We start from the raw sequence: 12,002 nt of genomic DNA, 5'->3' as shown, positions 1-12,002 counted from the left end.
GCGCGGAGCATCGCCGGGCGCTCGTCCGACCCTCGCCTGCTTGCCATTTTCGCGGCTGACCGGCTGGAGGTCGCCGCGCCGGTTCTGGCGGCCGCGCCGCTCGACGCGTCGGGATGGGCACAGGTGAGCGCCGCGGCCAGTGTCGAGGTCAGGGCATTCATCCACACGGTGCGCGGCGAGCCCGAAGTTACGGTTCCGGCAACCCAGGCAGCCGATGCCGTGATCCCAGAAGAACAAGCGCCGGCGGCAGATGGGGAGCCCCACCCTGCGCCGTCTATCGGCGAAATGGTCGCGCGAATCGAGCGGCTGAAGGGCCGGCGTAGTGAGAGCGAAGAGGAGGGGCAGGCCGATCCCGGCGTGCCGCCGTCGTCGTGGCGCGAGCCGGCGCCAACTACGGGACCGTCGCTGTTCCGCTGGGAATGCGATGCCTCCGGGCAGATCGGCTGGGTCGACGGGGCGCCGCGCGGCGCGCTGATCGGGCGCCGCCTGCCCGACGAGGAGGACGCCGACCGGCGGCTGGTGCGCGCCTTCGCCGACCGTATGCCGTTCGACGAGGCGGCGCTAACCATCCCCGTGCCGGCGCTGGAGGGCGACTGGAAATTGAGCGGCATCCCGGCCTTCTCGCCGACCGATGGCCGCTTCCTGGGCTATCGCGGCATCGCCAGGCGTGACGCCGAAGAGGCAATCATGGTGGAGCGGCCGGTGATGGCCGGAATGCCCGTCGCGGGGGACGCCGAAGCGCTGCGGGAAACCATTCATGAGATCAAAACGCCGTTGAACGCGATCATTGGATTTGCCGAAATCATCGACGGGCAATATCTCGGCCCGGCCCACCGTAACTACCGCGAGCGCGCAGCCGAGATCGTCGTTCAGGCGCGGATTTTGCTAGCGGCGATCGAGGACCTCGATTTCGCGGCACGGATGCAGGGAGCCGCATCGGCGGTCCAAACGACCGCCACCGATACGCTGCTGACCCCGCTGGGTGAGGAGATGGCCGCACGGGCCGAGGCGCGCGGTGTAGATTTCCGCTGGGCCGGGCGTGGCGAGGAAATGGCTCTAGCCTTAGATCGCGACCTGGCGGGGCGCCTGTTGCGCCGCTTTCTTGGCGCAGTCATCGACTCCGCCGATCGCGGCGAGCAACTGCGGCTGACATTGGGCGCCGAACGAGGCAAAGCGTTGCTGTCGATCAGCCGCCCGGCGGCAACGCTCTCGCTGACGTCCGCGCAATTGCTCGACCCGGCGTTCCATACCGCCTCGGAAGGCGAGGACAGCCGGCTAGGGCTTGGCTTCGGGCTTCGCCTGGTCCGCGGCCTGGTGCGGCTGGCAGGCGGTGACCTGAGGTTGGGCGGCGCCGACTTCACGCTGGTGATTCCCGCGGCCAAGTCTTGATGGCCAGTGGTGGGCCCGGAGGGACTCGAACCCCCAACCTAGCCGTTATGAGCGGCCAGCTCTAACCAGTTGAGCTACAGGCCCCACCTCTCTCGCGACGGCAAGAGCCTCGAAATTCGAGCACCCGCCGGATGCTCGGTTTAAGGCTGGTCGGGGAGACAGGATTCGAACCTGCGACCCTCTGCTCCCAAAGCAGATGCGCTACCAGGCTGCGCCACTCCCCGCGCCGGCGAGGCGCCGATAGCAGCGAGCCGGGCGTCAAGGGAAGCTAATTCGAGTTGGTCGTCGCCTTGTCCTTGTGGGTGTCGACGTCGACCTTGATATTGGTGTTGTCGACCTTGTTCTCGACCTTGTCGGCGGACTGCTCGACGTCGTTGCCGATCTTGCCGGCGATGTCCTCGGCCTTGTTGCCGACCGCATCGAGCGTGTTTTCGGCGATGTCGCCATTATATTCGACCGTGGTCGAGTCGTTCTTCTCGTCCTTCGTGACCTGGCAGGCGGCGAGCGCCAAGAGCGGCAGGGCGGCAATGATCATGCGCATGTTATTTCTCCATCCTTCATTTGAAAGCTCAACGCCGCTTGGAGCGTTTCGGCTCCGCGATCCCACCCGAAAGGACGGCCAACGCCGCCGTCCAGGCCGCGACATTCTGACGCAGCTGGGCGGGATCAATCTTGTCGAGCGTGTCGTCCGGAGTGTGATGATAATCGAAATAGCGCGTGCCGTCTTGGCTCAGCGACAGCCACGGCGCGCCCGCTTCGACCGCCGGACCAATGTCCGTGCCATTGGCTTCGGCCTTGTCATAATTGACAATGCCGAGCGGGGCGAGCGCGGCGGTCAGGGCAGCGTAGGTGGCAGGCTCGGTCGCCGACAACTTAGTGCCGAAGCGCCAGATGCGATCGGCGCCAAAATCGCTCTCGCCGGCGATCGTGTAGCGCTGCTCGGGGTGAGCCTTCTGATAGGCGATGCCGCCGAACCCGCCGACTTCCTCAGCCCCGAACCAGACGACGCGGATGGTGCGCAGCGGCCGTCCCGCATCCATGATGCGCTTCGCGGCGGCGGTGAGGATCGCCAGGCCCGAAGCATTGTCGATGGCGCCGGTGCCGAGATCCCAACTGTCGAGATGCCCGCCAACCAGTAGCATCGGTGCGGTGGGATCGCGGCCCGGCACCTCCGCGACGACATTGCCCGACTGGCGGATGCCGATGTTCTGGCTGACTAGAGTCAAATGCATCGTTACCGGCTTGCCGCGTTTCAATATGCGCGCCAGCTGCTCAGCATCGGGTACCGACAGCGCGCCGGCTGGGATTGGCGTCGCGCCATCGGCGAAGCGCTGCACGCCGGTATGCGGGTTGCGATGATGATCGGTGCCGATCGAGCGGATGATAATTGCCAGCGCGCCCTTCTTCGAGGCGACGGTCGGGCCCTGGCGGCGCGGGGTGCCGAACTGGCCGTAACCGCTGCCGTCCTGAGTCGGAATCATACGGTGGTCGACGAACACGATCTTGCCGCGGACCGCCGAATCGGGCGCGGCCTTGAACTCATCGACGCTGTCGAACGCGACGATCTCACCGGTCACACCCGCCGGCCCGGTCGAACCCGAATTGCCGAGCGCGGTCACCGCCATCTTCTGCGGAAAAGGCGCAAGGATTTCCGCGCTCTCCGCGCCCCGCACCCATACCGGCATGTCGAACGGTTCGACCCGGACGTTGGCGAAGCCCATCGCGCGCAATTTTCTCACTGCCCAATCGCGGCCGCGCCCCTCCGCCTCTGTCCCGGCCATTCGCTGGCCGACCTCGGTGGTCAGCCCCTCTGCAATGTCCCAGGCATAATCGTCATGGTCGAGCGCCGCGTCGCGCAGGGTCGCGACTTTCTCGGGTGGTGGGATGATCTGGGCGGAAAGGGGAGAGGTGGCCGCAAGCAGCGCGGCGGTGATGGCGGTCTTGATCATAGCGCATGAGCTAGCCGCCGTCCGCGCCAGTGTCACCGCCGTTCGTCGAAAAAACATCAAAGCAGCCGGTACTGGTCACCCTCGGGCGGTTCGAACAGGTCGGAACGGAGTGCGAATTTGGCGCGCATCAGGCCGTGTTTTTTCGCCGCCAGTTCGAACCGGGTGCGGATGAGGTCGGCCCACGGGCCTTGGCCGCGCATCCGCGAGAAGAAGTTGGCGTCATTGTCCTTGCCGCCGCGCATCGCCCGGATGGTTGCCATCACCTTCGCCGCGCGGTCGGGGTAATGTTCGTCGAGCCAGGCGCGGAACAGCGGCGCGACCTCGTGGGGCAGTCGCACCGGCAGGCAAAAGCCGCCACGCGCGCCAGCCTCGGCGGCTGCAGCGACGATCGCCTCGATCTCGTGATCGGTGATCTGGGGAATGATCGGCGCGACCGAAACATAGGCGGGGACGCCGGCTTCGGTCAGCTTGGCGATTGCCGCCAGCCGCTTTCTCGCCGACGGCGCGCGTGGTTCCAGGGTCCGATGAATCGTCGGGTCGAGCGAGGTTACCGAAATCGCCACCGCCGCCAGGCCCAGTTTCGCGGCGGGCACGATGATGTCGAGGTCGCGCAGCACCCGGTCGGACTTGGTGGTGATGGTGAACGGGTGCCTGGTCTCCAGCAGCAATTCGAGCACGCTGCGCGTCACCCGCCAATGCTCCTCGATCGGTTGATAGGGGTCGGTGTTGGTGCCGAGCGCGATCGGCGCGGCCTCATAGCCGGGCCGCGACAGCGCGGCATGGAGCAGCTTGGCGGCGTCCGGCTTGACGAACAGCCGACTTTCGAAATCGACGCCAGGCGAAAGGTCGTGATAGGCGTGGGTCGGCCGAGCGAAGCAATAGATGCAGCCATGCTCGCACCCGCGATAGGGGTTGATCGAGCGGTCGAAGCCGATATCGGGCGACGAATTGCGGGTCAGGATCGACTTTGCTTTTTCGATCGTCACCGTCGTCCGCCGCGGCACGATCCCGTCCAGCTGCTCGACGCTATCGAGCCAGTCGCCCTCGACTAGCCGCTCCTTCAAGTTGAAGCGGGTAGGGGTCGCGTTGCGGGTTGCTCCGCGCGCCTTGGTCGACTCGATCGGCATGGCGTCATGATGCGCCGAGAGTGAGAACGTATCAAGAACAATTAGCTCTCGACATGCGCCTTGATTCGCGCCAGCGCCTCTTCCCATTGCGCCGCCACCTCGTCAAGGTAGCGGCCGGCGTCGGCGAGGCGATCAGGGACCAGGGTGAAGCGGCTTTCGCGACCGACACGGGTCTCGTCGATCAGCCCGGCCTGTTCGAGCACGCGCAGATGCTTGGTCACCGCCTGGCGACTGAGGCCGGTGCCCAGCGCGAGCTTGGCGATCGATCGATCGTCTCCGCTGCTCAACTTGATCACCAACGACAGGCGAGTTGGATCGCCCAAGGCGGCGAACAGCGGAACCAGCGCCGCCTCAACCTTCGATGTAGGCGCGGACATTTTCGACCTGCAGAGTCCAGCCGTGATCGTTCATCCGGAACGCTTCGGCGCGACGATGTTCGGGAATCGAATCGAAGCCCGATTCGACTATTGTCAGCCGTGTCCCGTCGCCCTCGGCGTCGAGTGTGAATTCGACCAGCGTCTTGGGCTCGGTCGAATAATCGATGTTGGGATCGACCGCGTGGGGATGCGCACGAAACGACAGAAGGCGCGGCGCCTCCACCGCGACGACCTCGGCATTCCACCGACAATGCTCATAGCCGGGGTAGGTGATGTGGCCGGTCGAAGACTGGCCCGCGACGAACGGCTGGTCGAGCGCGACCCGGAACCACTCGCCGAACTCCCGATAATCGCTGATCGCGCGCCAGACGCGATCAATCGGGGCGTTGATGGTAACGGATTTTTCTATTCTGTCGGACATTGGCAACCTCCTGGTTGCGCAATGAGCTGTCTCGGAATCAAGCGCAACCTTTAAGTTGCATTTATCTCGCGGTGATGGCCCCGCCGCGCGCGGCCGGGAAGGCCGGCCAGCGATGCTCGGCGATCGACTTGAGCGTCGGCTGCGCGGCTCCGGCCAGCCCCTGATAGACCCACATATTGCGCAGGACCGAGGGCACATAATAGCGGGTTTCCCAGTAAGACAGGCTTTCGATCCACAACAAGGGGTCGCCCTTGTCGTTGATGTAATTCCAGCGGTCGACCGGCAAGGGCCCGGCGTTGTAGGCGGCGATCACCTTGGGCAGCTGGCCGCGGGTCGCGCTCTTGCCGCGCATCAGTTCGATGAAGCTCTGACCATATTCGAGGTTGGTCGACGGATCGGTCAGCATCGCGGCGCTGACAGTGGTGCCGCGGACGCGGGCGGCGTCGCCGGCGGTGCCTGGGCGGACCTGCATCAGCCCAACGGCACCCGCGGGCGAGACGACCCAGCTGCGGAAATCGCTTTCCTGGCGCGCGTGGGCGAAAGCCAGCGCCGGGTCGATCCGCCAGCCGCCGACAGGTACCCAGCGCAGCGTCGGGAAGCGTTGGGCGGGCTGAACGATCGCGCCCGACGGTCCGTTGTGCGCCAGCCAATATTGGGCGGCGGGCAAGCCGATCTCCTCGGCAGCGCGAATCAGGTCGGCATGCTCGTTCGCCGGACCGATGCGCGCCTGGTAGCGCAGCAGCTCGCTGGCGAGGTCGGATCGGCCTATCGCCGTCAACTCGCGAGCACGGACGATGTTGGGCCTCGCCAACACACCTCGCGTCCCTTGAGCCGAAGTGCGCGGAAGCACCGTGCCCATGCCCAGCGTCTCGCGCGCGACGAGCCCGTAGAAGCTCTCCGGCGAGCGGGCAGCGGCGCGCATCAGCGGTTCGACCTCGCGCGGGCGGCGGCAGGCCTGGGCGGAGCGGGCCGCCCAGTAATTGGCCGCCGCTTGCAGCTCGGTCTCGGTGGTCAGCCGGCTGGTGTCCCGGAACGCGGCCAGCGCGGGGTTGCATTCGCCGAGCCGCCATGACGCCAGCGCGCTGATCCACGCAGCCTGCGCCGCCCAGTCGCCGGCCGCGCCGCCGCGCCAGCTGTCGGCAATCCGCCGCGCATCGGCGTCGCGGCCCTGCCCGTAATAAATCCACGCGACCCGCTGCGCCGATTCGGCACGGGCATCGAATGTCAGATATGGCGCCTGCGCGTTGAGTAGCAGCTCGGCGGCGGCGAAGTCGTTGATCTTGACCAGCGGTTCGAGCTGGCTGAGCAGCGCATCCGCGAGGGGTTCGCCGGCGACCGGCCGGGTCTTCTGACGGCGCGGGGCGCTGCCGAGGAAGACGGTTTGTCGCGGGTAGGTGATTACCGGTGACTCATAGGCGCCACGGGCCAGCGCCATCCGCTGCAATTGCTCGGCCTGGGGCAGGTCGGGCGCTTCGGCGAGCAGCGCGACGATCGATGCCAGTTCGACCTTGGGGGAGCCCTTACCGGTGTAAAGCTCGGCCTCGGCAAGCGGTTTCAGCGGCCCATCGGGCAGCCCCGCGATGCCCAGTCGAGCGCCCTCCCAGTCGGAGGAGTCGATCGCCGCGAGCACGCCACGCCAGTCGCGCGGAATCACGCGCGGCGGAGGAGGCGGGATGACGATCGTCGGGGTCGTGTTCGGCGTCGCGACGGAAAGTGCAGCCGCTGCCGGTGGGGATGGCGGCTCGATGACGATCGGCTCGACCGACGAGGGAACCGGGTCGAGCGGCGCGAGGGGGTCGTCCTGGGTCTGCGCAACAGCGGGCGCGGCGGAGAGGCAGCAAGTGAAGAGGAGCAACGCGTAACGCATCAATTATTCTCACTCATCAGCAGGAGCAGGTCGCGCCAGGCGAGCGCTTTGTCGGACGGCCGCTGCAGCAACCACCGCGGGTGGAAGGTGGCGATGGTCCGCACCCCCTCGACCTTGTGCAGCCGCCCTCGCGCCCGGGCGAGCGGCTCGCCGAGCAGCGCGCGCGCTGGTGCATCCCCGAACAAGATCAGCCGCTCGGGCCTGGCCAGCCGGATATGGTCGCGGGCGATGGCGGCGCAGGCCTCGAGCTGATCGCGGCCGATCCGCGCACCTGGGGCGTGGAAACAAGCTAGCGAGGCGTGATAGGCGGCGTCAGGCGCAATTCCGATCGCGGCGAGCATGCGCACCGTCAGGGCCCAGGCCTCGCCGCCGATCGGCTGCCCCTCGGCGACATCATCGGCCCCCGGCAAGTCCGCGAGCAGCATCACCAGTGCGCCCTCCATGCCGCGCGGGGCAACCCGGACCGCGCCGCCGCCGTCCATCGGCAACCCAGGCGCGGTGGCGATCCAGCTTTGGAAAGCGATAAGGTCGGCGGGACTCTCAACAGCCGATGCGACGACCGAAGGCGGCGCAGCGGGCGCATCGCCGCGCAGCCAGCCGCGCGGCTGCTCGCCGACTGCGACCTCGACTCCGGCCTCGCGCCACCAGTCGATCAGGCCGTCGGCGGCGCGGCGATCGACCGCGTCGATAATTTGTCCATCCCCACCCATAGCCCCCTGTCGACCAAGGTTGACGGCGCGGTCAAGGAATTGGCAGGGCTGTCAGGCCGAAAAGACGGTAGGGCGCGACGAGAGGCTTCCAATGGGCGACCGCGAATCGATGGATTATGACGTCGTCATCGTCGGCGCGGGCGTCGCCGGCCTTGCCGCCGCGATCCGGCTGAAGCAACTCGGCGAGGAAAAAGGCCGCGAAATCTCGGTCTGCGTGCTTGAAAAGGGCAGCGAGGTCGGCGCTCATATCCTGTCGGGCGCGGTGGTCGATCCGCGAGCAATCGCCGAGCTGTTCCCCGACTGGAAGGAGCGAGATTCGCCGCTAACCGTGCCGGTGACCGACAATCTCCACTGGGTACTGACCAAGGGCCGCAAATTTGCGATACCCGCGCTATTCATGCCGCCGTTCATGCACAATGAGGGCACTTATTCGGTCAGCCTCGGCAACGTCACCCGCTGGCTGGCGGCGCAGGCCGAGGCGGTCGGGGTCGAAATCTTCCCCGGCTTTGCCGGCGCCGAGATATTGTTCAACAACGATGGATCGGTGAATGGCGTCGCCACCGGTGACATGGGGGTCGCGCGCGACGGCACCCACCGCGCCGACTATCAGCCCGGCATGGAACTCCACGCCCGATACACCTTCTTTGCCGAGGGCGCGCGTGGCCATTTGACCAAGGAGCTGACCCGTATCTTCAGTCTGCGCGAGAAGTCGGGCCCGCAGGTTTATGGCCTAGGTGTCAAGGAATTGTGGGATGTTCCTTCCGACAAACATCAGCCCGGACGGGTAATCCATACCCAGGGCTGGCCACTCGATGACGCGTGGGGCGGGGGATTCCTCTATCATCAGGCCAGCGGTCAGGTCGCGCTCGGCTTCGTCACCGCGCTCGATTACAAGAACCCCTATCTGTCGCCGTTCGAGGAATTCCAGCGATGGAAGACCCACCCGGCTATCCGCGCCGAGATCGAGGGCGGCAAGCGCGTGTCCTACGGTGCGCGGGCGATCAACGAGGGCGGGTGGCAGGCGATTCCGAAACTCGCCTTCCCTGGCGGCGCGCTGATCGGCTGCGCGGCGGGCTTTCTCAACGTGCCGCGAATCAAGGGCAGCCACACCGCGATGAAATCGGGCATGCTCGCCGCCGATGCCGCCTTTGACGCGATCGCCGCCGACCGTCGGTTTGATGTGCTGGAAGGCTACGAGCCATCAGTCCGAAAGAGCTGGATCGCCGACGAGCTCAAAATCGTCCGCAACGCCCAGCCGGCGATCGCCAAATGGGGTGGGACGATCGGCACGATCTTCGCCGGGCTCGACATGTGGCTCAACTGGCTAAGGCTCAAGACGCCATGGACGCTAAGGCACCATGCCGATCACACCCGGATCGGTCGCAAGGAACATTATGTGCCGATCGTCTACCCCAAGGCCGACGGCAAGCTGACCTTTGACCGCCTGTCCTCGGTGTTCATCTCCAATACCAACCATGAGGAGGACCAGCCGGTTCATTTGACGCTCAAGGACGCCGAGGTGCCGATCAGCGTCAACCTCAACCTCTACGACTCCCCCGAGCAACGCTATTGCCCGGCGGGCGTTTACGAGATTGTCGAGGAGGCCGGTTCACCCCGGCTTCAGATCAACGCGCAGAATTGCGTGCACTGCAAGACGTGCGACATCAAGGATCCGACCGAGAACATCAACTGGGTCGTGCCCGAAGGCGGTGGAGGACCCAATTACCCGAACATGTGACCGACTGGCCTACGCAGCGATGGCATTGGTGCTGGCGTCGAGCGCTGAGGCTGCCACGCCGTCGCTTGAAACCTATGTCGAGGCGCGCGCGGCCGAGATGCAGGGCGATGGCTCCCGCTCGGCGCGGCTCTACGCCGCGATGGCGGCGGCGGATCCGGCCGACCAGACTATCGCCCGCCGCGCCATCGCCGCCGCGATCCAGTCGGGCCAAACCGATCTCGCCGTTTCCCTGGCGCGCAAGCTCAAGCCCGCCGAATTGCCGGTCGACGCAAGGCTGTTGCTCGCCGCCGACTCGCTTCGCCGCGGCAAGACCAACGATGCGATCGGCGATTTGCAGCAGGGTATCACCTCGACCGAAGCCGAGCTGTTCGCGCCGCTGGTCCGCGCCTGGGACCAGACCCGGCGCGGCAAGCCCGACGGCGCCGCGGCGCTGGCGGCGCTGCCCGCCAATAGCCCGTTGACCGCGGTCGCCGACGAGCAACGGGCGGCGATGCTGTTCGCGCTGGGCAAGCCCGACGAGGCACTCCCGATCGCGAAAAAGGTGGTCGAGCGACGCGGCGGGCGCAACGCGCGATTGCGCCTTGCCTACGCCGATGCGCTGCAGCGGCTGAAGCGGCCCGACGACGCGCGGGCGATGCTCATCGGGGGCGACGAAGCGCTAGTCGGCGGGCGGACGCGGCTCGCCGCGGGAAAGCCGCTGGGCATGGCGATTGCCAGCCCTGCCGAAGGCTTCGCTGAATTGCTGGTCGCCTTGGCGGTCGATCTCGGCCGCGATGACCAGAAGGAATTGCCAATCTCGCTCGCCCAGGTCGCGCGTCATGCCGCCCCGGCGAGCAGCGAGCCGGTGATCCTGCTGGCGCTGCTGCTCGACGGGAACCAGCGCGGGAACGATGCGCTGGCCGTGGTGCGCACAGTGCGAAGCGACGATTTGCTTCGCGGGGATGCGCTTGATCTCGAAGCGCGGCTGCTGACCGACCGCAAACAGCATGACCTCGCGCTTCAGGTCGCGCGGTCCGCGACCGCAACTCCGGGCGCGGCGGCCGCCGACTATGCCCGGCTCGGCAATATCCTAGGCGATGTCGATCGGCACGGCGAGGCCGCGGCCGCTTACGGCGAGGCGATCGCGCGGGCCAGCCGCGACGGCAGTGCCGCCCAGTTGTGGTCGCTGCGCCTGCTGCGCGCCGCCAGCCTGGAGCAGGCCAAGCGCTGGCCGGAGGCCAAGCAGGAGCTTGAAACGGCGATGCGGACCGAGCCGGACAATCCGGTGCTGCTCAACTTCCTCGGCTACGGCAAGCTCGAGCGCGGCGAGGATCTCGACGCGGCGGAGGCGATGATCCGCAAGGCCAGCGCGCTCCGGCCCGAGGATGCCTCGATCACCGATTCGCTCGGCTGGGCGCTGTACAAGCGCGGGCGACTGCCTGAAGCAATCGAAACGCTTACGCGAGCTGCCGCAGGCGATGTGGCGCAAGCCGAAATCCACGAGCACCTCGGCGATGCGCTGTTTGCTTCCGGCCGCCGGATCGAGGGGCGCTTTTCGTGGGAAGCGGCGCTGCTGACCGCCGAGGACGCGGCCAAGACCCGGCTAAAGGGCAAGATCGAGGCCGGCCTTAACCCCGCCAACGCCGCCCCCTGATGAAGCTTTCTGAGCCGGCCCCGGCCAAGCTCAATCTTGCCCTCCATGTCCGGGGGAAGCTGGCCGACGGGCGGCACGCGATCGAGACGCTTTTCGCCTTCTGCGTCGACGGCGACCGGGTGGAAGCCGAGGAAGCGGGGGAGCTTTCGCTGGAAATCTTCGGACCGTTCGCCGAAGGGCTTTCGACCGGTCCGGACAATTTGGTTCTGCGTGCCGTTGAGTTTCTTCGCAGCGCGGCAGGCGTCACAGACGGGGCTGCGCTTCGCCTCGCAAAAAACCTCCCCATCGCGTCGGGGATCGGTGGTGGATCGGCCGATGCAGCGGCGGTGCTTCGTCTGTTGACCCGATTGTGGCGGATCGACCCGGCGCATGCCACCGCGGTAGCCCCGAAACTTGGCGCCGATGTCCCTGCTTGCCTGCTCAGCCTAACCGCGCGCGGGGAAGGGGCAGGGGATGCGCTCCAGCTGGTCGACGATCCGCAAATCTCCGGCAGCCCGGTGTTGCTAATCAACCCGCGCATCGAATTGCCGACCGGCGCGGTATTCGCCGGATGGGACGACGTGGACCGCGGTCCGCTCGGCGACTGGCGCGAGGGGCGCAATGACCTTGAAGCGCCAGCGAAGGCGCTGGTTCCAGAGATTGGCGGCATATTCGACTGGCTAGGCGAACAACGCGGCGCCAACTTCGTCCGCATGTCGGGAAGCGGCGCGACTTGTTTCGCGCTGTTCGACGACGAGGCCGCGCGCGATGCCGCGGCTTCGGCCTGCCCCGCGAACTGGTGGCATCTGGCG

At 66.8% G+C, this 12,002-nt stretch carries 11 protein-coding genes and 2 tRNA genes; 4 read left to right on the top strand and 9 right to left on the bottom strand.

All coding sequences use genetic code 11. The features are described 5' to 3' along the window. On the top strand, positions 1-1,389 hold a 1,389-nt coding region (locus H0W65_RS10820; protein ID WP_294007504.1), incomplete at its 5' end, for a HAMP domain-containing sensor histidine kinase. A 7-nt stretch (positions 1,390-1,396) separates the two neighbouring features. Here H0W65_RS10820 and H0W65_RS10815 read toward each other — a convergent pair. The 9 genes from H0W65_RS10815 to H0W65_RS10775 form a co-directional block, all read right to left on the bottom strand. Continuing rightward, a tRNA-Ile gene (locus H0W65_RS10815) sits at positions 1,397-1,473 on the bottom strand. Between the two features lie 63 nt (positions 1,474-1,536). Beyond that, positions 1,537-1,613, bottom strand: a tRNA-Pro gene (locus tag H0W65_RS10810). Between the two features lie 44 nt (positions 1,614-1,657). Further along, positions 1,658-1,930: a hypothetical protein gene (locus H0W65_RS10805; protein WP_294007502.1), complete on the bottom strand. Its 273-nt coding sequence runs from the start codon at positions 1,928-1,930 to the stop codon at positions 1,658-1,660. Positions 1,931-1,958: 28 nt separating this feature from the next. Then, the gene (locus H0W65_RS10800; RefSeq protein ID WP_294007501.1) at positions 1,959-3,338 is read right to left on the bottom strand and encodes a M28 family peptidase; all 1,380 of its coding nucleotides are present in this window, start codon (positions 3,336-3,338) and stop codon (positions 1,959-1,961) included. 56 nt (positions 3,339-3,394) lie between these two features. After that, entirely contained in the window at positions 3,395-4,465 is a 1,071-nt protein-coding gene (locus H0W65_RS10795) for a PA0069 family radical SAM protein (protein ID WP_294007499.1), read from the bottom strand. A 41-nt stretch (positions 4,466-4,506) separates the two neighbouring features. Further along, positions 4,507-4,842: a helix-turn-helix transcriptional regulator gene (locus tag H0W65_RS10790; protein ID WP_294007497.1), complete on the bottom strand. Its 336-nt coding sequence runs from the start codon at positions 4,840-4,842 to the stop codon at positions 4,507-4,509. Then, positions 4,817-5,263, bottom strand: a complete 447-nt coding sequence (locus H0W65_RS10785; RefSeq protein WP_294007495.1) for an SRPBCC family protein — start codon at positions 5,261-5,263, stop codon at positions 4,817-4,819. The genes H0W65_RS10790 and H0W65_RS10785 overlap by 26 nt, the downstream gene beginning before the upstream one ends. A gap of 61 nt (positions 5,264-5,324) precedes the next feature. Further along, positions 5,325-7,130: a lytic transglycosylase domain-containing protein gene (locus H0W65_RS10780; RefSeq protein ID WP_294007493.1), complete on the bottom strand. Its 1,806-nt coding sequence runs from the start codon at positions 7,128-7,130 to the stop codon at positions 5,325-5,327. Then, on the bottom strand, positions 7,130-7,840 hold the full coding sequence (locus H0W65_RS10775) for a uracil-DNA glycosylase (RefSeq protein ID WP_294007491.1): 711 nt from the start codon (positions 7,838-7,840) through the stop codon (positions 7,130-7,132). Before H0W65_RS10775 ends, H0W65_RS10780 begins: the two co-directional genes overlap by 1 nt. A gap of 91 nt (positions 7,841-7,931) precedes the next feature. Between H0W65_RS10775 and H0W65_RS10770 the strand changes: the two genes are divergently transcribed. The 3 genes from H0W65_RS10770 to H0W65_RS10760 all read left to right on the top strand — a co-directional run. After that, positions 7,932-9,578, top strand: coding sequence for an electron transfer flavoprotein-ubiquinone oxidoreductase (locus tag H0W65_RS10770; protein ID WP_294007489.1), 1,647 nt, complete (start codon positions 7,932-7,934; stop codon positions 9,576-9,578). 19 nt (positions 9,579-9,597) lie between these two features. Next, entirely contained in the window at positions 9,598-11,211 is a 1,614-nt protein-coding gene (locus tag H0W65_RS10765; RefSeq protein ID WP_294007487.1) for a tetratricopeptide repeat protein, read from the top strand. Then, a partial coding sequence (locus H0W65_RS10760; protein ID WP_294007485.1) for a 4-(cytidine 5'-diphospho)-2-C-methyl-D-erythritol kinase occupies positions 11,211-12,002 on the top strand: 792 nt, incomplete at its 3' end. The genes H0W65_RS10765 and H0W65_RS10760, both read left to right, overlap by 1 nt.

It is taken from the genome of Sphingomonas sp., from assembly GCF_013816785.1.
GTDB lineage: Bacteria > Pseudomonadota > Alphaproteobacteria > Sphingomonadales > Sphingomonadaceae > Sphingomicrobium.
Note: the sequence above shows the minus strand (reverse complement) of the source record. Positions and strands in the feature narration are given on the sequence as shown.

Coding starts and splice junctions, on each gene's coding strand:
- H0W65_RS10805 (WP_294007502.1), bottom strand. CDS start 1,930: ATGCGCATGATCATTGCCGCCCTGCCGCTCTTGGCGCTCGCCGCCTGC.
- H0W65_RS10800 (WP_294007501.1), bottom strand. CDS start 3,338: ATGATCAAGACCGCCATCACCGCCGCGCTGCTTGCGGCCACCTCTCCC.
- H0W65_RS10795 (WP_294007499.1), bottom strand. CDS start 4,465: ATGCCGATCGAGTCGACCAAGGCGCGCGGAGCAACCCGCAACGCGACC.
- H0W65_RS10790 (WP_294007497.1), bottom strand. CDS start 4,842: ATGTCCGCGCCTACATCGAAGGTTGAGGCGGCGCTGGTTCCGCTGTTC.
- H0W65_RS10785 (WP_294007495.1), bottom strand. CDS start 5,263: ATGTCCGACAGAATAGAAAAATCCGTTACCATCAACGCCCCGATTGAT.
- H0W65_RS10780 (WP_294007493.1), bottom strand. CDS start 7,130: ATGCGTTACGCGTTGCTCCTCTTCACTTGCTGCCTCTCCGCCGCGCCC.
- H0W65_RS10775 (WP_294007491.1), bottom strand. CDS start 7,840: ATGGGTGGGGATGGACAAATTATCGACGCGGTCGATCGCCGCGCCGCC.
- H0W65_RS10770 (WP_294007489.1), top strand. CDS start 7,932: ATGGGCGACCGCGAATCGATGGATTATGACGTCGTCATCGTCGGCGCG.
- H0W65_RS10765 (WP_294007487.1), top strand. CDS start 9,598: ATGGCATTGGTGCTGGCGTCGAGCGCTGAGGCTGCCACGCCGTCGCTT.